The sequence below is a fragment of the Rhizobacter sp. P2_G4 genome (assembly GCF_056403575.1).
In genome coordinates, this window is the sequence record NZ_JBFUFG010000012.1 from 86146 (window position 1) to 103950 (window position 17805).

General features: G+C 67.1%; 16 protein-coding genes. 9 read left to right on the forward strand and 7 right to left on the reverse strand.

Translation table 11 applies throughout. The features are described 5' to 3' along the window. The first annotated feature begins 15 nt into the window (after positions 1-15). From AC1DYS_RS27980 to AC1DYS_RS28000, 5 genes are all read left to right on the forward strand, one after another. Positions 16-3180, forward strand: a complete 3165-nt coding sequence (locus AC1DYS_RS27980; protein ID WP_477904814.1) for an efflux RND transporter permease subunit — start codon at positions 16-18, stop codon at positions 3178-3180. 1 nt (position 3181) lies between these two features. Then, entirely contained in the window at positions 3182-4648 is a 1467-nt protein-coding gene (adeC, locus tag AC1DYS_RS27985) for an AdeC/AdeK/OprM family multidrug efflux complex outer membrane factor (RefSeq protein ID WP_477904815.1), read from the forward strand. 216 nt (positions 4649-4864) lie between these two features. Continuing rightward, positions 4865-5692, forward strand: a complete 828-nt coding sequence (locus AC1DYS_RS27990; RefSeq protein WP_477904816.1) for a carbonic anhydrase family protein — start codon at positions 4865-4867, stop codon at positions 5690-5692. A 292-nt stretch (positions 5693-5984) separates the two neighbouring features. Beyond that, positions 5985-6428, forward strand: coding sequence for a cyanase (cynS, locus tag AC1DYS_RS27995; protein ID WP_477904817.1), 444 nt, complete (start codon positions 5985-5987; stop codon positions 6426-6428). Between the two features lie 101 nt (positions 6429-6529). Then, complete coding sequence (locus AC1DYS_RS28000; protein ID WP_477904818.1) at positions 6530-7462, forward strand: 2-hydroxyacid dehydrogenase; 933 nt, start codon at positions 6530-6532, stop codon at positions 7460-7462. 9 nt (positions 7463-7471) lie between these two features. Here AC1DYS_RS28000 and AC1DYS_RS28005 read toward each other — a convergent pair whose 3' ends face one another. Together AC1DYS_RS28005 and AC1DYS_RS28010 are read right to left on the reverse strand one after the other, a co-directional pair. After that, on the reverse strand, positions 7472-8245 hold the full coding sequence (locus tag AC1DYS_RS28005; RefSeq protein WP_477904819.1) for a hypothetical protein: 774 nt from the start codon (positions 8243-8245) through the stop codon (positions 7472-7474). Between the two features lie 107 nt (positions 8246-8352). After that, the gene (locus AC1DYS_RS28010) at positions 8353-9309 is read right to left on the reverse strand and encodes an AraC-like ligand-binding domain-containing protein (protein ID WP_477904820.1); all 957 of its coding nucleotides are present in this window, start codon (positions 9307-9309) and stop codon (positions 8353-8355) included. A gap of 212 nt (positions 9310-9521) precedes the next feature. Between AC1DYS_RS28010 and AC1DYS_RS28015 the strand changes: the two genes are divergently transcribed. Continuing rightward, entirely contained in the window at positions 9522-10976 is a 1455-nt protein-coding gene (locus AC1DYS_RS28015) for an aldehyde dehydrogenase (protein ID WP_477904821.1), read from the forward strand. Positions 10977-10995: 19 nt separating this feature from the next. Here AC1DYS_RS28015 and AC1DYS_RS28020 read toward each other — a convergent pair whose 3' ends face one another. The 3 genes from AC1DYS_RS28020 to AC1DYS_RS28030 are packed head-to-tail and all read right to left on the reverse strand — an operon-like array spanning position 10996 to position 13032. Beyond that, positions 10996-11808 (reverse strand): helix-turn-helix transcriptional regulator, encoded by an 813-nt coding sequence (locus tag AC1DYS_RS28020; protein WP_477904822.1) that lies wholly within the window; start codon positions 11806-11808, stop codon positions 10996-10998. Beyond that, positions 11799-12239, reverse strand: a complete 441-nt coding sequence (locus AC1DYS_RS28025; RefSeq protein ID WP_477904823.1) for a DUF2000 domain-containing protein — start codon at positions 12237-12239, stop codon at positions 11799-11801. Before AC1DYS_RS28025 ends, AC1DYS_RS28020 begins: the two co-directional genes overlap by 10 nt. Next, positions 12232-13032 carry an acetoacetate decarboxylase family protein gene (locus tag AC1DYS_RS28030; RefSeq protein WP_477904824.1) on the reverse strand — a complete coding sequence of 267 codons (801 nt, stop codon included), beginning with the start codon at positions 13030-13032 and terminating at the stop codon, positions 12232-12234. Before AC1DYS_RS28030 ends, AC1DYS_RS28025 begins: the two co-directional genes overlap by 8 nt. A 140-nt stretch (positions 13033-13172) precedes the next feature. Between AC1DYS_RS28030 and AC1DYS_RS28035 the strand changes: the two genes are divergently transcribed. Both AC1DYS_RS28035 and AC1DYS_RS28040 read left to right on the forward strand, forming a co-directional pair. After that, on the forward strand, positions 13173-13850 hold the full coding sequence (locus AC1DYS_RS28035) for an RNA polymerase sigma factor (protein WP_477904825.1): 678 nt from the start codon (positions 13173-13175) through the stop codon (positions 13848-13850). A 63-nt stretch (positions 13851-13913) separates the two neighbouring features. Then, a complete protein-coding gene (locus AC1DYS_RS28040) occupies positions 13914-15116 on the forward strand; it encodes a c-type cytochrome (RefSeq protein WP_477904826.1) in 1203 nt (400 codons plus the stop codon). A 15-nt stretch (positions 15117-15131) separates the two neighbouring features. On the opposite strand, the gene AC1DYS_RS28045 is transcribed toward AC1DYS_RS28040, so the two are convergent. After that, positions 15132-15737, reverse strand: coding sequence for a YdeI/OmpD-associated family protein (locus tag AC1DYS_RS28045; protein WP_477904827.1), 606 nt, complete (start codon positions 15735-15737; stop codon positions 15132-15134). 256 nt (positions 15738-15993) lie between these two features. After that, entirely contained in the window at positions 15994-16296 is a 303-nt protein-coding gene (locus AC1DYS_RS28050; protein ID WP_477904828.1) for a hypothetical protein, read from the reverse strand. A gap of 166 nt (positions 16297-16462) precedes the next feature. Here AC1DYS_RS28050 and AC1DYS_RS28055 point away from each other — a divergent pair, with 166 nt between their 5' ends. Continuing rightward, positions 16463-17794 (forward strand): hypothetical protein, encoded by a 1332-nt coding sequence (locus tag AC1DYS_RS28055; RefSeq protein ID WP_477904829.1) that lies wholly within the window; start codon positions 16463-16465, stop codon positions 17792-17794. Positions 17795-17805 lie beyond the last annotated feature (11 nt).

The window sequence follows — 17805 nt, forward strand, 5'->3', positions numbered from 1 at the left end:
CCGGAGATCATCACCATGGCTCGCTTTTTCATCGACCGCCCGATCTTTGCCTGGGTCCTCGCCATCATCGTGATGCTGGCGGGTGTGATGGCCATCAAGATTCTGCCGATCGCGCAATACCCGTCGATCGCCCCACCGGCCATCGCCATCTCGGCCAACTACCCCGGTGCGTCGGCCAAGACGCTGGAAGACACCGTCACCCAGGTCATCGAGCAGAAGATGAAGGGCCTGAACCAGCTGGCCTACATGGCCTCGACCAGTGAGTCCACGGGCAGCGTGACCATCACGCTCACCTTCGAGAACGGCACCGACCCCGACACCGCCCAGGTGCAAGTGCAGAACAAGCTCGCGCTCGCCACGCCACTGCTGCCGCAAGAAGTGCAGCAACAAGGCGTGCAGGTCACGAAGTCGGCGAACAACTTCCTGAACGTGCTGGCCTTCGTGTCGCAAGACGGCAAGCTGAGCGCGTCCGACCTCTCCGACTACGTGGCGGCCAATGTGCAGGAAGCGATCAGCCGCGTCGAAGGCGTGGGCGACACGACCTTGTTCGGCTCGCAGTACGCGATGCGCATCTGGCTCGACCCGAGCAAGCTCAACAGCTTCAAGCTCACGCCGCTCGACGTGAAGAACGCGATCCAGGCGCAGAACGCCCAGGTCTCGGCGGGCCAGCTCGGCGGCCTGCCCTCCGTGCAGAGCCAGCAGCTCAACGCCACCATCACCGCACAGACGCGGCTGAAGACGGCGCCCGAGTTCGAAGCCATCCTGCTGCGCACGCAGGCCGACGGCTCGGCCGTGCGCTTGCGCGACGTGGCCCGCATCGAGCTCGGCAGCGAGAGCTACGCGCTGCAGAGCCGCTTCAACGGCAAGCCGGCTGCGGGCCTTGCGATCAAGCTCGCCACCGGCGCCAATGCGCTCGACACCGTGCGCGGCATCGACGCCAAGCTCGACGAGCTTCGCAAGTTCTTCCCGACTGGCGTGGAGGTGATCAAGCCCTACGACACCACGCCTTTCGTGCGCATCTCGATCGAAGAGGTGGTGAAGACGCTGATCGAAGCCGTCGTGCTGGTGTTCGTCGTGATGTACCTCTTCCTGCAGAACTTCCGCGCCACGCTGATCCCGACGATCGCGGTGCCGGTGGTGCTGCTGGGCACCTTCGGCGTGCTGGCCGCCTTCGGCTATTCGCTCAACACGCTGACGATGCTGGCGATGGTGCTGGCGATCGGCCTGCTGGTCGACGATGCCATCGTGGTGGTCGAGAACGTGGAGCGCGTGATGAGCGAAGAGGGGCTGTCGCCGCTAGAGGCCACGCGCAAGTCGATGGGCCAGATCACCGGTGCACTGGTGGGCGTGGCCCTGGTGCTCGCCGCGGTGTTCGTGCCGATGGCCTTCTTCGGTGGCTCGACCGGCGTGATCTACCGCCAGTTCACGGTGACCATCGTCTCGGCGATGACGCTGTCGGTGCTGGTCGCCTTTGTCCTCACGCCCGCCCTGTGCGCCACGCTGCTCAAGCCGGTGGCAAAGGGACACGCGCTGGCCACGACCGGCTTCTTCGGCGCGTTCAACCGCTTCTTCGATCGCAGCAACCGCGGCTACCAGGGCGTGGTGCGGCACATGATCGGCCGCGGCTGGCGCTACATGGCCGGCTACGCGGTGCTCACGCTGGTGGTCGGCTTCGTGTTCACGAAGGTCCCCGCCGGTTTCCTGCCCGACGAAGACCAGGGCTCGCTGTTCACGCTGGTTCAGCTGCCGCCCGGTGCCACGCAAGACCGCACGCTGAAAGTGCTCGAGCAGGTGGAGCATCACTTTCTGGTCGACCAGAAGGATGCGGTCGATTCGATCTTCACCGTGGCCGGTTTCAGCTTCGCCGGCAGCGGCCAGAACAGCGGCTTCGCCTTCGTCAAGCTCAAGCCGTGGAGCGAACGCACGCGGCCCGAGCTGAAGGCTGCGGCCGTTGCCAACAACGCCATCAAGCACTTCCTGTCGCTGCGCGACGCGACGGTGTTCGCCTTCGCGCCGCCGGCCGTGTCCGAACTCGGCAACGCGAGCGGCTTCGACCTGATGCTGCAAGACCGCGCCAACCTCGGCCACGAAGCCCTCATGCAGGCGCGCAATCAGCTGCTGGGTGCGCTGATGAAGGAACCCGGCCTGGTGGCAGTGCGGCCCAACGGCATGGAAGACGCGCCCGAGTTCCGGCTCGAGATCGACGAGCACAAGGCCGGCGCCTTGGGCCTGACCATGGCCGACGTCAACAACACCTTCTCGGCCGCCTGGGGCAGCAGCTACGTCAACGACTTCATCGACAACGGGCGTGTGAAGAAGGTGTTCCTGCAGGCCGATGCGCCTTTCCGCATGCTGCCCAGCGACATCGACCACTGGTTCGTGCGCAACGCCAGCGGCGCGATGGTGCCGTTCAGCGCGTTCGCGCAGGCCGGCTGGTCTTCGGGCTCCCCACGGCTGGAGCGCTACAACGGCGTGCCCTCGGTCGAGATCATGGGCATGGCATTGCCGGGCACCTTGTCCAGCGGGCAGGCGCTCGACCTGGTGGAGCGCCACGCCGCCGAACTGCCACCCGGCATCGGCTACGAGTGGACCGGCATCTCGCGCCAGGAGCGCGCGGCCGGCAGCCAGGCGATGCTGCTGTATGCGGCGTCGCTGCTGGTGGTCTTCTTGTGCCTGGCCGCGCTGTACGAGAGCTGGTCGATCCCGCTGTCGGTGATCCTCGTGGTGCCGCTGGGCGTGCTGGGCACGCTGGTCGCCGCGGTGCTCACGTGGAAGATGAACGACGTCTACTTCCAGGTGGGTTTGCTGACGACCATCGGCCTCGCATCGAAGAACGCGATCCTGATCGTGGAGTTCGCGAAAGACCTGGTCGCGCAAGGCGTGGGCCTGGTGGAGGCGGCGATCACCGCGGCGCGCATGCGGCTGCGCCCGATCCTGATGACCTCGCTCGCGTTCATTCTGGGCGTGCTGCCGCTGATGCTCGGCAAGGGCGCCGGTGCCGGTGCGCAGAACGCGCTGGGCACGGCCGTGGTCGGCGGCATGGTCTCGGGCACGGTGCTGGCGATCTTCTTCGTGCCGCTGTTCTTCGTGATCGTGCGCCGCCTGTTCGACAAGCGGCCGAAAGCCGCAACGGCGCCAACGCAGCCACACACCGACACCCCTTTGCTGGAAGGACACTGAGATGAACCGCTTCACCCGCATCACCCTGGCCAGCGTGGCCGCCTGCGCCGCACTCGGCGGCTGCAGCCTGATGCCGACTTATGAGCGGCCTGCGTTGCCGGTACCCACCGCCTACCCCGCGCCTGCGCCGGCATCCGCTGCAGAAGCCACCGTCGGCACCATCGAAGCGGCCGACATCGGCTGGCGTGAGTTCTTCGCCGACGACCGGCTGCGCCAGGTCATGGCGCTCGCACTGGCCAACAACCGCGACCTGCGCGTGGCAGCACTCAACATCGAGAAGGCGCGAGCGCAGTACCGCGTGCAAGACGCTGGCTTCTATCCCACCGTCAGCGCCACCGGCAGCCAGAGCGCCACCCGCACCGCCGACAACCTGCGCACGCCGGGCAGCCCCGAGATCAGCCGCCAGTACAGCGCGGGCGTGGGCATCAGCGCCTACGAGGTCGACCTCTTCGGCCGCGTGCGCAGCCTGAGCGCGCAATCGCTCGAGCAGTTCCTGTCGACCGAGCAGGCGCGGCGCAGCACGCACATCAGCCTGGTGGCCGAGGTGGCGAACGCCTACCTGACATTGGGAGCGGATGAGGAGCGGCTGGCCCTCGCGCGCGACACGCTGACGAGCCAGAGCGAGTCGTACCGGCTCAGCCAGCGCAGCTTCGAGGTCGGCGTCACGACGGCGCTGGCCTTGCGGCAGGCGCAGACGAGCGTCGACACGGCGCGCGTGGACGTGGCGCGCTACACCGCCCAGGCGGCGCAAGACCGCAATGCGCTGGTGCTGCTCGTCGGCTCGACCGTGCCGGCCGAGCTGCTGCCCACCAACCTGGCCGACTCGCTGAACGCGCTGCCCGACCTGCCGAGCGGTCTGCCCTCGTCGCTGCTGCAACGCCGGCCCGACATCCTCGAGGCCGAGCACCTGCTGAAGGCGGCCAACGCCAACATCGGCGCGGCACGCGCGGCCTTCTACCCACGCATCAGCCTGACTGCCTCGGCCGGCTCGTCGAGCACCGATTTGTCGGGTCTGTTCCAGGGCGGCTCGGGCACCTGGAGCTTCTTGCCGCAGGTCTCGTTGCCGATCTTCGATGGCGGTGCAAACCGCGCCAATCTCGACGTCGCGAAGATCAATCGCGACATCAACGTGGCCCAATACGAGAAGTCCATTCAGACTGCATTCAGAGAGGTGTCCGACGCGTTGGCCCAGCGCAACACGGTCGGCGACCAGCTCGAAGCACAGCAGTCGCTAGTCAACGCGACGGCCGAGAGCGATCGGCTGTCGCGCGCGAGGTTCTCACGCGGCGTCGACAGCTACCTCACGGTGCTGGATTCGCAGCGCTCGCTCTACAGCGCGCAGCAGAACCTGATCGGCACGCGGCTGTCGCGCGTATCGAACCTTGTCACTCTGTACAAGGTGCTCGGCGGGGGGTGGTCGGAGGAGCGAACGAGCAGCAGCGCGGCAGCCGAGAAGTCAGGGGGTTGAGCTTGCGCGCTCGGCGCTTGGGCCGCTGACGGCAGCGGCTCACGCGCGTCGGCTACGCCATCGACTCAGCCCGCCACATGCGCATCAATGCACGCGCAAGCGAAGAGCGCGGCAACGCCGGCCGCCTCGTCCGAAAGACGTCATTGTTTGGTCATGACTCGGTTTGGAGCCCATTGCTGTAATCCCTGTGCATTGCACAACTTCAGCTTGGAACACATGAACTTCGGAACTATCAAGACGGGTCGCGGCCGCCGCTCGGGCGCAATCCTCGTCATCGCGATGGCACTGGCTGCCGGCGCATTCGCGGAGGGCACCCGTCAAAGCCCGATCAACATCAACAAGCGAGATGTCGTCGAGGCACATCATGGCCCGAAGATCACCGCGACGTATCTGTCCAACGCCACCTTGACCGTGGTGAACACCTTCAACCCGAACCGCACGCCCTTGGTCGAGAAGGAGTGGTCCACGCTCAGGGCTACCCCCGCGGGCTCTTCGTACGTGATGGTCGGGAACCAGCAATACGACCTGCTGCAGTTCCACTTCCACACGCCATCGGAGCACAAGGTCAACGGCAAAAGTGCGCCGATGGAAGTCCACTTCGTGCATCTGAAGACCGGCGCCCTGCCCTGCGACCCGGACGCCCTTCTGGTCATCGGCGCGATGATCCAGCAGGACTCCGTGACGCACAAAGAGCTGAGCAAGATCTTCAACGCCCAGAACCTGCCGCAAGACTCCACCCAGCCTGCGGTGACCATCACCAACTTCGACCTCAACAAGGTCCTGCCGAAGCTGGATGACTCCTACCGCTACGCCGGCTCGCTGACCGCTCCATCGACGTTCACCAACTGCACCGCGCAAGGCGGGTCCATCGACGACCAGCTCAGCGCCGACATCTTCCCGGAGAACGTGCAATGGGTGGTCCTGACGAAGAAGATCGAAATGTCCAAGGCGCAGATCAAGACCTTCAGGAGCCTCTTCGAAGAAGGCAATTCGCGCGAGACGCAGCCACTCAACGGCCGCACGATCTACCGCGTTCAACATTGAGCCCCTCCCTGCGGTGATCTCGAGCCCGCTCGAGAAGCCGTAGCGGACAGGAGACACGGTCCCGATCGGGGCCGTGCTTTGCGAAGGCCCGAAGCCTTCGCCACCCCAGAGGTCCTTGCACCTCGCTCCCCGGCAGCAACTCCGCATTCGCGGATGACGGCGCCGCAGGTCGAGCCCCCTTGAATCGAGAACAGTGGCATGGCGTTTGCACGCCTGCACGCGTGCCGTTCACCCACGCACCGCTTTTGTCCCCAAGCGACCATCACCCCACTGTTCATCGAAAGGAACACCCATGAACCGCAACGACGTGACCGAAATGATCATCGAGGCCAAGGTCAGCAAAGGCATCAAGTGGGATGACGTGGCCAAGCAGGTCGGGCTCAGCAAGGAATGGGTCACGGCCGGTTGCCTCGGGCAGATGACCTTCGACGCCCAGCAGGCGCAGGTGATCGCCGAGACCTTCGGCCTGCCGGCAGAGGCTGAGAAGTGGCTGCAGGTGGTGCCCTACAAAGGCTCGCTGCCCACCAGCGTGCCGACCGACCCGCTGATCTACCGCTTCTACGAGCTCGTGAGCGTGTACGGCAGCACCTTCAAGGCGCTGATCCACGAGGAGTTCGGCGACGGCATCATGAGCGCGATCGATTTCAAGATGGACCTGCAGCGCGAGCCCGACCCGAAGGGGGATCGGGTCAGCATCACGATGTCGGGCAAGTTCCTGCCGTACAAGACCTACTGAGGGCCACGCAGGGCGTCAGACGCGCGGCGAAACACCCCCGCGGCAACGGATGATCGGGGGACCGGGTACAACCCGGTCTCGACCACCGAACGCTTCCCACGATGAAACCCCTGCTGCTGATCACCACTCTCTTGTCCGAGACCAGCCTCGCGCGCATCCGCGAGGCCTTCGAGGTGCTGTACGCGCCCAAGCCGCCGCTGAAGGCCGAGTTCATCCAGTCGCATGGCGCACAGATCCGCGGCGTGCTCACCATCGGCCCAATCGGCTTCAGCGCGGCCGACATGGATGCGCTGCCCGAGCTGACGATCGTCTGCGCGCTGGGCGCCGGCTACGAGAACATCGATGTGGCCCATGCGCGCACGCGCGGCATCGTCGTCGCGAATGGCGCCGGCACGAACGACGACTGCGTGGCCGACCATGCCTTCGCGCTGCTGCTCGCCGTGGTGCGCGGCATCCCGACGGCCGACGCGGCGTGCCGCCAGGGCGTGTGGCGCGACCGCCTGCCCTTGCGCCCCAACTTCTCGCACAAGCGGCTGGGCATCCTCGGCCTGGGCACCATCGGCGCCAAGCTCGCGCAGCGCGGCCAGGGCTTCGACCTGGCCATCGGTTATCACAACCGCAAGCCGAAGGCCGACGTGGCTCACGCCTACTTCGACTCGCCGGTGGCGCTCGCCGAATGGGCCGACTACCTCGTGGTCGCCACGCCCGGCGGCGCGGCCACGCGCTACCTGGTCGACGCGCGCGTGCTGCAAGCCCTGGGGCCGCGGGGCGTGCTGGTGAACATCGCGCGCGGCAGCGTGGTCGACACGCTGGCCCTCGCCGACGCGCTGCGCGAGGGCCGCGTGGGCGGTGCGGGCCTCGACGTCTACGAGAGCGAGCCCGAGCCGCCGAGCGTGCTGTTCGATCTGCCCAACGTGGTGCTCACGCCGCACGTGGCCGGCAGCTCGCCCGAAGCCATTGCGGCCTCGGTTGATCGCTTCATCGAGAACGCGACGCGGCACTTCGCCGGGCAGGCACCTGTGTCGCCTGTGTAGGCAGGCTCGCTATGCGTGCCGCTGCACCAGCCGGCCCTTGATGTACTTCCACACATCGAGCTCGGGCGGGCGGTGCGGGTACCAGTCGCGGCGCGACTCCCAGTCGAAGAACCGGCGCAGGCAGGCGACCATCGCGGCGTCGGCTGCATAGGTCTCGTTGACGTTGGGTTCGTCGCCGTAGTCGGAGCGCACGAACACGCGCCCGTTGAAGAAGAGGTGCGTGCCGCCTTCCTTGTTGGCGGTGAAGAAGCCCATGCCGGCGCGCAAGGCATCGAGCACTTCTTTCTGCAGCGCGGCGATCGGGGCCGGGTCTTCGACCGCGTTCGCCATCACTTCCTCGAGCGCCAGGCTTTCACGGCGGCATTGGTCGTAGAGCGCGGATGACGCACGCGACCAGGCAACGTCCGGCGAGGCAATGAACAGCTTCGCACTCCAGAAGGCCATGGTCCGCTCGGCCGCCCTCAGGTGCTCTGCTTCGCTGGCCCATTTCTTGGGCGTGCTGCGCTTCACCTGCAGCGAGTACAGCTTGCGCGAATCGATCACGGCCTCGAAGCGCAGGCACACCTCGCGCGGTGTGCCGCTGCCATCGGAGCAGCCGCAGTAGCTGAGTTGCCGTGCGTCGCTCTGGTCGCGCTGCAACAGCGTCGCGGTGATCTTCTCGACGACGGATTTCACCGCGATGGGGTGGCCGTCGTGCCAGAAATAGACTTGGCGCTGGTCGACCCAGTCGCCGCTGAAGCTCGCCGGTTCGACGAGCTTGTTGAAGAGTTTCTTGATGATCACCACACGGGCTCCGGAACGGGCTGTTGGCCCCTCCAGGCAGTGTGCGGTTCGCGCGTTTCGTTCGTGCTTCAAGCCGCAAGCACCTTGTTTCATGCGTTCCGGCGCGCTCAGTGGTGTGCGGCCCGTCGGTAATCGCTGGGCGGCACGCCGAGGTGCGCGCGGAACACGCGGCTGAAATGCGCCATGTTCGAAAAACCGAAGCCGAGCGCAATCTCGGTGATGGAGCGGTGGTCGTTGCGGCGGTCGTCGAAGCTGCGGCGGCAGGCCTCCAGCCGCCGACGCAGGATGTAGCCGGCCACGCCGTCGGGCTCGTCGGCGAAGGCGTTGTAGAGGTGGCGCCGGCTGCAGTTGAGCGCCTGCGCAATGCCGTCGACCGAGAGGGCCGCATCGCCGATGTGCTCGCCCACGTGCTGCTTGATGCGCTCGCGCAGCGCCTCGCGCTGCGTCACCGCGGTGCCGGTGCCGGCCAGGTCAAGCAGCGAGAGGTGCACGAACTGCGTGATCGCATCGCCCACGCCGTGTGCGGCTTCGTCCGACATGCCCGGCAACTCGCGGTAGGCCGAGCGCATGGTCTCGAGCGCGACGCGCGCCACGCCGCCGCTGGCGCCCAGGCGCCGCGCCATCAGCGGGCCGATCTGCAGGCCGCGCTCGACAAGCCGCTCCTTGGGCAGCATCACGATCAGGTGATCCACCTGCACCGGGTTGGCCACGGCGTAGCTGTCGGTCGTGTCGTAGATGCTCCACTGCTCTGGCATGACCCAGGCCGCGCGGCCCTTTTGCTGCACGCTCGCGCAGCCCGACCACGGCGCCACGATCTTCAGGTAGCTGGCCTCGGAGGCACGCGCCAGCGACGGCGAGCGCAGCACGCGGTGGCGGTTGGCCTCGAGCCGCGTCAGCACCACGTCGCCGGCATGCAGGGTGGCCATGCGCCCGCCGAATTCGGTGTCGCCGTAGAGGTCGGAACTCAGCCCGCAGAAAAGGCGGTTGATCCAGTCCGACCAGAAGCCCGGGCGGTCCGATGCCGACACCTCGTCGGTGCTCATCACGCTGGCTGGCATGCCCATGGGGTTGTGTCGGTTGGACGGGGGGACAGAACTGCCAAGCGTAGCGGCTGTAGCGCCCTCCCTCAACGCCGTGTGGTGATGGCAGGCCCCGCGCGAGGGTATTTCCCGAGCCGCCGTGCACGGATCGGCAAGCGCTTCTGCATGGCCGGCAAAGCAGCGGCGCCCGGCGCGGTCTACCGTGGGGTGTGATGTCTGAAGTGAAGGAGAACGCCATGTCCGATCTGTCCATGCTCATCAACGGCCTTGCCGCCACGGCCCGCGAGGGCGCCACCTTCGAGCGCCGCAACCCGCTCGACGGCAGCGTCGCCACGCGTGCACCCGCTGCCAGTGAGACCGATGCGGTGGCCGCCGTCGAATCCGCCGCGGCGGCGTTCAAGACCTGGAGCCAGACAGGCCCCACCGAGCGCCGGATGCTGCTGCTGAAGGCTGCTGATGTGCTGGAGGCCAAGACGCCGCAGTTCATCGAGGCCGTGGCAGCCGAGACAGGTGCCACCGGCATGTGGGCCGGCTTCAACGTGCACCTGGCCGCCGGCATGATCCGCGAGGCCGCATCGCTCACCACGCAGATCAGCGGCGAAGTGATTCCCTCCGACGTGCCCGGCTCGCTGGCCATGGGCATCCGGCAGCCGGCCGGGGTGGTGGTGGGCATCGCGCCGTGGAATGCGCCGGTGATTCTCGCCACACGGGCCATCGCCGTGCCGCTGGCCTGCGGCAACACCGTGGTGCTGAAGGGCAGCGAGAACTGCCCGCGCACGCACCAGCTCATCGCCGAGGCCTTCCACGAAGCCGGCTTTCCGCGGGGCGTGCTGAACTACATCACCAACGCACCGGCCGATGCAGGCCGCGTGGTCGAAGCCATGGTGGCGCACCCTGCCGTGCGGCGCGTCAACTTCACCGGCTCCACCCGCGTGGGCAAACTCATCGCGATGACCTGCGCCAAGTACCTGAAGCCGGTGGTGCTCGAGCTCGGCGGCAAGGCGCCGCTGGTGGTGCTGGACGACGCGGATCTCGACGACGCGGTGAACGCCGCAGCCTTCGGCGCCTTTGCCAACTCGGGGCAGATCTGCATGTCGACCGAACGCATCATCGTCGACAAGAAGATCGCCGACGACTTCGTGGCCCGCTTCGCCAAGAAGGCCAAGAGCCTGCCGCTCGGCGACCCGCGCAAGCCCGAGCCCGTGGTGCTGGGCTCGGTGATCAGCATGGGCACGGTGGAGCATTGCAACGCGCTGATCGACGACGCGCTGGCCCAGGGCGCGAAGCTGGTGTGCGGCGGCAAGGCTGAGAACACGCTGATGCCGGCCACGCTGCTCGACCACGTCACACCGGCCATGCGCATCTACCGCGAAGAAACCTTCGGCCCGGTGAAATGCATCGTGCGTGTGGACGGTGTCGATGCTGCAGTCGACTGCGCCAACGACAACGAGTACGGCCTCTCATCGGCTGTCTTCGGCCGCGACATCGCCCGCGCGATGAACGTGGCGCGCCGCATCGAGAGCGGCATCTGCCACGTCAACGGACCCACCGTGCATGACGAAGCGCAAATGCCTTTCGGCGGCGTGAAGGGCAGCGGCATCGGCCGCTTCGGCGGCAAGGCGGGCATTGCCGAGTTCACCGAGCTGCGCTGGATCACGGTGCAGACGACGCCGCGGCACTATCCGTTCTGAGGCCCTGCGGGAGGCTGGCTTACAGGCCGAAGCGGTCAACGCCTGCCTGCTCCGACACCGCCTGCGCCAGATCGCCCGGCGTGTAGCCGAAGGTCCGCCGGAACCAGCGGGTGAAATGCGCCTGGTCGGAGAAGCCACACTCGGCCGCCACGGCAGCAACGGGTTCGCCGCTGATCACCATGTGCTTTGCTCGATGCAGGCGCACGGCGCGCAGGTAGTCTGCTGGCGCCATGCCGAGCCATTGCGTCAGCACGCGGTGAAGTCGTTCACGGCTGATGGCGCAGCGGCGCGCGAGGCCTGACACGGTCGGCTCGCCGGCCAGCACGGCAGACTGCACGCGCCCGAGCAGCGCACGCACGGCATCGCTCGGAAGGGGATCGCTGCCGACATCGGCACCGGGTTGCAACGCCGTGGCCAGCGACGGTATGGCCCGCAGCAACCAGGCCTGCACATCGTCCGGCGAGTTCAGGTCGCGCGACTGGTTGGCCAGCACGGGCGCCGGCACCCAACCGCTGCGCGCAGGCAGGGTGAGGCCCACCTGTTCCAACCAAGCAGTCGGAACGTAGAGCATCGTCACGAGCACCGCGCCGCTGTGGGCCGTAGCGGTCAACGCGCCGGTGTGGACGACGCCGGGCGCGATGGCGATGAGGTCTCCGCTTCGAGCATGGAACGGGCGGCCCGCCACGCTGCAGCGGCACTCGCCCTGCACGATGGCGCCGAAAGACCATTCCTCGTGCCAGTGCGGAGCCCACTCCTGCCCATGCTGCTGGTGTCGCACCTGCTCAAGGTCGAACAGGCGCAGGCGCCGCACTTCGGATCGGTTCAGCGCCACAGCGGCAGGCTTCCTGTCAGGCGATTGACCCACCGCTTGGGTCCGCTGAAACCGATGCCCAGCATGTCCTCGGTGACGTGCACCGACAGGCCGTGGCGATGCCAGTAGTCACCGCATTCGTGCATCGCCTGTGCGTAGGCGGGAAAGAGCGACACGCTGCTGTCTTCCACAGGGGGCCCATCGGCGAGTTGTTGCACCAGGGCGCTGATTGTGGCGGGCTCGGCACGCAAGACGGCGATCGGCAAATGGGACGACGCAGCCGTCTTCAAGCCCGCAGCATCGACCAGCGGACGCCCGGCCCAGCTGGGGCGCGAACCCGCGAGCCCGGCGGCAATGCACGCAGTGATGTTGGCCGCAGCGCCTGGCGCCAGTCCCGCAGCCAACACGATCGCGACCTTGTCCGGCACCGAGAGGGGTTGAGGCTCAGGCATCGCGCACTCCGGTGACGGTGATGCCCAGCCAGCCCGCACTGGCATCTTCTGCGACCACATCGCCCAGCACGCCGATGTCTTCCTCGGGGTGCGCGGTCAGGCGCACAGACGCCGAGGCCTCGTGCCAATCGCCACCCACGCGCTGGCCGATGTCGGGCTTCACCAGCACCGGGTTCGGTAACTGCTGCGGCTGCCGCAGGTCAGGCCAACCGACCGCACCGATCGTCGGGTGGGCCAGGAAGCCGAGGGGCCGGCCTGGGCGACCCGTGAGACGGGCCTCGACCTCAAACACACGCCGGTCTTTCACAGCCAGGCTGGCACCCAGCCGGCTGCCCGCACGCAATGGCGCTGCGGCCGGGTGTTCAAGGGGCAGGCTGCGGGTGAGCCATGTGCTGCCCATCTTCTTGGGCCAGCCCTGAAGCAGCCCGCGCAGCAGAGAGGTGTCCTGGTCGACCCAGATGGCGGGGCAGTACATGCAGCGGCTGCCGTCCGGGCGTTCGATCTCGAGCACCACGATGGTCTCGCGGTACTGGGCCAGCACCGGGTCCAGCAGCTCGTGGCCGTCGGTGCAGGCCTGCCAGTCGGCGAAGTGGACACAGCCCGTGCCGACAGGCTTGCCAGCCTCCGGCGGCACCAGGGGCACTGCAGCGGCAGCGTCGAATCGAAACGCGATGTTCAGCAACCAGCCCGCGTAGTGCCAGGGCGGTGGACGAACCAGCGCGGAGCGCCCAGTGATGGTGAACGGCGCGGTGAAGCTTTGATGAGGCCAGACAGGAGAGGCAATGGAGTTCATGCCGTCCATGATGCGGAGCACGAGGCGCCATGCCTAGAACGGATGTGAACCTTCGGGGCTCCTGGTTGAGCGAAGCCGGGAACGCCTGGCCGACACGTGACATCCAAGCTCTATTCACCTCAACTCTGCCGAGGCAGGCCATGGAACCCACCCCCCGCACCGCCGACACGCCCGCGGTGCCGCTCGACGACATGGCCCTCGCCCGCCGTGTCGCAGCCGGCGACCGCAGCGCCTTCGATGCCTTGATGCGCATCAACAACCGGCGGCTCTACCGCCTCGCACGCGCCACCATGCGCAATGACGCCGAGGCCGAAGAGGCGCTGCAAGAGGCTTACATCGCGGCCTACCGCGGCATGGCCGGCTTTCGGGGTGAATCGACGCTTGCCACCTGGCTCTCGCGCATGGTGCTCAACGAGTGCCTGGGGCGACTGCGCAAGGGCGCGCGACGGCAGAACGTGATCCCGATGGTGACGAGCGACGAGATGGACGGCATCCACGCCAACGAAGAAGAGGTGCCCGACAAGGTGCTGGTGCGCAGCGAGATGCGCGCGCTGATCGAACGCAAGCTCGGCGAACTGCCGGAAGACTTTCGCCTCGTCTTCGTGCTGCGCTCGGTGGAAGAGCTGAGCGTGGAAGAAACCGCCGACAGCCTGGGCATCGAGCCGGCCACGGTGCGCAGCCGCCATTTCCGGGCGCGCAGCCTGCTGCGCGAATCGCTGGCGCGCGAGATCGACGTCGCCGAGCGCGACCTGTTCGATTTCGGCGGTGCACGCTGCGATCGCACCGTCGCGGCCGTGAACGCCCGGCTCCGAGCGTAGGCGGGAACGCCGGGGCGCCCCGTGTCATCTGTGTCGGCATCACGGCACAGCAGGAGACGGGCGATGAACACGATCAAGCTGGGAATTGGAATTGGGCACGCCATGGTGGGCGTGCTTGCCGCATTGGCGAGCGGGTGCGGCGGCAACGACGATGACGACCACCGGGACCTGATCGCCGAAGGCAAGCAGGTCTTTCGCTACGACACCTTCGGCGACGAAGCGAAGTGGACCGACACCTTGCGCATGCACGAGGTCATCGCCGCCGCGGTCGACCCGACCACGGCCTTGTCGGTGGGCCTGAGGGTCGATGCCGACGCGCTGCCGCAATCGGTGAAGGACGGCATTGCCGCCGGCACGGTCGACCTCAAAAGCCCGGCCACCACGCTCGCCTTGCTCAAGCTCGACGCCGTCGTCGGGCTCAAGGGCAAGGTCAGCACACAGAATGGTGCCGACACGCTGGAGCGGGTGGGTGTCACCTGCGCGCTGTGCCACTCCACGGTCGACAACTCCTTCGCGCCCGGCATCGGCAAGCGCCTGGACGGTTGGCCGAACCGCGACCTGAACGTGGGCGCCATCATTGCGCTGTCACCCGCCGTGAGCAGCAGCGAGAAGGCGCTGCTCAACGGCTGGGTCCCCGGCAGGTACGACCCGCGCCACAACATCGACGGCCTGAACAAGCCGGTGGTGATCCCGCCGGCGTACGGGCTGGCGGGCATCGGCAAGATCACCTTCACCGGCGACGGCAATGAGATCGCCTACTGGAACCGTTATGTCGCCGTGACGCAGATGGGCGGCCTCGGCACGTTTGCCGACCCGCGCCTGCCATTGAGCGTGACCAACGGCGCGGTCGATCGGGTCAGCGACAAGCTGCCCGCGCTGCAGGCCTACCAGCTGTCGCTCGCTGCACCGGCCGCACCCGCGGGCAGCTTCGACACCAGCGCCGCCGCGCGTGGCAAGCTGGTGTTCGAAGGCAAGGGGCAGTGCGCCACCTGCCACACCGGCTCGCTCTTCACCGACGCCAACGCCGTGCTGCATCCGCCTGCGGATTCAGTGGTGGAACCGGAGACACCGAGCTACGCGTCGCGCTCCGCCACGAAGATGTATCGCAGCACGCCGCTCAAGGGCCTGTGGCAGCACGCGCCCTACTTCCATGATGGCTCGGCGGCCACGCTGGAAGACGTCGTCACCACCTACAACACCAAGCGCGGGCTCGGCTTGTCGTCACAGGAGATCGCGGATCTGGCGCAGTACCTCAAGTCGCTGTGAGGCCCGACGGCCTGGCTACTTCTTCCTCTGCGGGTAGATCGTCTCGCCCCGCTTGAGCATGTCGACGAAGGCTTCGATCTTCTTCTGACGACCGGCCGCGGTCTTCATGTTGTGGACGCGGAAGGCAAGCGCGAAGCGGTTCTGCGCCGTGAGGGTGGCCAGCATCTTCCTGGCCTTCGGCTCGGCATCGATGGCGGCCTGCAGGTCGTCAGGGATCTTCATCTCCTTGCCGCTGCCGTAGGCGCGGTCCCAGCGGCCGTCGGCCTTGGCTGCTTCCACTTCCTCGAGCCCGTGTTCGGTCATCCGGCCTTCTTCGATCAGCCGGGCCACGTTGGCGACGTTGATCTTGCTCCACACGCTCTTGCCGCGACGCCGGGTGTAACGCTGCAGATAGCTCGTCTCATCAAGGCCCTTTCGCAGCCCATCGATCCAACCCCAGCAGAGCACGACGTCGATGGCTTGTTTCGGCGTGATCGAGGCGAGCCCTGAACCCACCTTGTGAATCTTGATCCAGACCTCGTCTTCCTTGTCGTGGTGCTGGGCGAGCCAGTCGTAGAAGCTTTGTTCATCGGCGAATTCGCGAACACGTTGGGGGTCGACGGCGACGGGTCCTGTGGGCATGGCTCTCCCTTTTGTGCATTGCAGCGGCGCCTACCGTGGCAGCCGGTCTGGACAGATGTCGAAGTGGATCATCTCCGACTCGCCGCGATCTTGCCCTCACGGGCTTCGCGTCGTCGGTGCACAAGAGCGAGCGGCACGGTCACTTCGGACCGGCCGCTCTGGGAGCCAAGCAGATGCTGCTGAGCAAGCGGAGCGGTGGGCGATTCGTCGGCGTCAGGCAGTCGCCAAAACTTTCGGCAGTTCGGTCGAAATCCGGTCAACCCGGCAGGGTGGTTCCAGACGAAGGCGACAGCACGTCGTCGTGCACATTGCCATCGCCTCGCGACGAAGCCACACCGCCGAAGGCGCTTCCCGGTGATGTCTGGCGCAGGCGCTCCACCCCTTGGGGCAGATCCGCGTCGAGCATCTGCCGTCCGCTCGACGCGCTGGTGCCTCCCGTTGAACTGCCGGAAAGCGTGCCACCGGCACCGGCTTCTTCAAGGCGCTGCCCCATCTTCCTCAGGTAGCGGTTCGCCGCATAAGCGGCAATGAGGATCAGGACCCAGGTCTTCATTCCCATGTGAAATCTCCATCCGGTTGAGCGAGCCGGCCCCATGCCATCTCGCAGCAGGATCACTGGGCAATCCGTGGGCCGATGCGACTCGATTTTTCAGCGAGAGAAAGCGGCGGAAACCACGCTTGATCGCGGCATCGCAGTACCCGGCTACGGCCGAACATCCCGCGCGATGACGAACAAATTCCATGCGCCAGCGCCGCGTGCAGGCGCGACTTTCCACCGGCTCGCGGCCAGCTGGCGTTCCCTCACCCGTGGCCCGGGCCGCATGGCGAAGGCGCTGCTGCTGTGGCTGACGGCGAGCGTGCTGTTCGCTTGCGGAGGCGGTGGCAGCGACCACCCGGCTATGTCACAAGACACACCGTTCGAGCAACAGGCGTCGATCGGAAGAGGCACCTTGCTGCAGAGCACCTGGAGCGCCTACCCGCGCCTGGTGCGGCTGGCGCATCAGGCCGACGCTGCGCGCAACGGCCGCATCGTCGCCAGCCTCACCGAGAACGCCGGCAGCATCTGGCAGGCCGGCTTTCATGCCAGCCAGGACGATGGCGTGAGCTTCACCCGCGTCGGCACCCTGCGCGACAGCGAGTTCGCCAAGGGCCTGTGCTGCGGCAGCGTGTTCGAGATGCCGCAAACCGTGGGCACGCTGCAGGCCGGCACGCTGCTGTTTTCTGCATCCATCGGCCTCGACGCTGTCGGTGCCCTGATGGAGCAACGCATCTACCGCAGCGACGACGCAGGTGCCACTTTCACCCGCATCGAGGGGGCCGCTTGCGGCCGTTCGTCGGTGGCACGCATCCCCGGTGCAGTCGGCTCCGGCGTGTGGGAACCGGAGTTCTTCATCGCCGCCAACGGTTCGCTCGCCTGCATCTTTTCAGACGAAACCGACCCAGGCCATTCGCAGGTGCTCAAGCTCACGACCACCAGCGACGGCAGCTCCTGGAGCACACCGCGGGTGATCGTCGCCGGCCCCTCGGCCAGCGACCGCCCCGGCATGGCCGGCGTGCGCCGGCTGCCGAACGGCCGATACGCCATGAGCTTCGAGACCTGCAGCGTCGCGCACCTGGATTGCTCGGTGCGGCTCAAGCTGTCGAACGACGGGCTCGACTGGGGCGCCCTCGGCACCCTGGGCACGCGGCCGCAAACCGCAGCGGGGCAGTACTTTCGCCACACGCCGACGCTGGCCTGGCTGCCCACGCCGGGCGAAGCGAACGGCACCCTGGTGCTGATCGGCCAGATCGTCGGCAACGGCGCGCAAGGCGTCGACGCGGCCAACAACGGCCGCGTGCTGTTCGTGAACACCACCGCCGACGGCAGCGGACCCTGGCGCATGGTCTCCGCACCGATCGCGCTGCCCAGCCCACCCAGCACGTCGAACTGGTGCCAGAACTACAGCACGCCGCTGCTGCCCTCGGTGGACGGACACAGCGTCCTGCTGATGCAGACCGATAGCACGCTGGATGGCGGCTGCAATGCGCGCTACGGGCGGGGCGTGCTTGCTGACTGAAACAGAGCGAT

Bases quoted from the DNA above. Each gene is read 5' to 3' on its own strand.
- AC1DYS_RS28030 (WP_477904824.1), bottom strand. From the start codon at position 13,032: ATGAACTCCATTGCCTCTCCTGTCTGGCCTCATCAAAGCTTCACCGCG.
- AC1DYS_RS28055 (WP_477904829.1), top strand. From the start codon at position 16,463: ATGACGAACAAATTCCATGCGCCAGCGCCGCGTGCAGGCGCGACTTTC.
- adeC (WP_477904815.1), top strand. From the start codon at position 3,182: ATGAACCGCTTCACCCGCATCACCCTGGCCAGCGTGGCCGCCTGCGCC.
- AC1DYS_RS28040 (WP_477904826.1), top strand. From the start codon at position 13,914: ATGAACACGATCAAGCTGGGAATTGGAATTGGGCACGCCATGGTGGGC.
- AC1DYS_RS28025 (WP_477904823.1), bottom strand. From the start codon at position 12,239: ATGCCTGAGCCTCAACCCCTCTCGGTGCCGGACAAGGTCGCGATCGTG.
- AC1DYS_RS28045 (WP_477904827.1), bottom strand. From the start codon at position 15,737: ATGCCCACAGGACCCGTCGCCGTCGACCCCCAACGTGTTCGCGAATTC.
- AC1DYS_RS28000 (WP_477904818.1), top strand. From the start codon at position 6,530: ATGAAACCCCTGCTGCTGATCACCACTCTCTTGTCCGAGACCAGCCTC.
- AC1DYS_RS27990 (WP_477904816.1), top strand. From the start codon at position 4,865: ATGAACTTCGGAACTATCAAGACGGGTCGCGGCCGCCGCTCGGGCGCA.
- AC1DYS_RS28010 (WP_477904820.1), bottom strand. From the start codon at position 9,309: ATGGGCATGCCAGCCAGCGTGATGAGCACCGACGAGGTGTCGGCATCG.
- AC1DYS_RS28035 (WP_477904825.1), top strand. From the start codon at position 13,173: ATGGAACCCACCCCCCGCACCGCCGACACGCCCGCGGTGCCGCTCGAC.
- AC1DYS_RS27980 (WP_477904814.1), top strand. From the start codon at position 16: ATGGCTCGCTTTTTCATCGACCGCCCGATCTTTGCCTGGGTCCTCGCC.
- cynS (WP_477904817.1), top strand. From the start codon at position 5,985: ATGAACCGCAACGACGTGACCGAAATGATCATCGAGGCCAAGGTCAGC.
- AC1DYS_RS28050 (WP_477904828.1), bottom strand. From the start codon at position 16,296: ATGGGAATGAAGACCTGGGTCCTGATCCTCATTGCCGCTTATGCGGCG.
- AC1DYS_RS28015 (WP_477904821.1), top strand. From the start codon at position 9,522: ATGTCCGATCTGTCCATGCTCATCAACGGCCTTGCCGCCACGGCCCGC.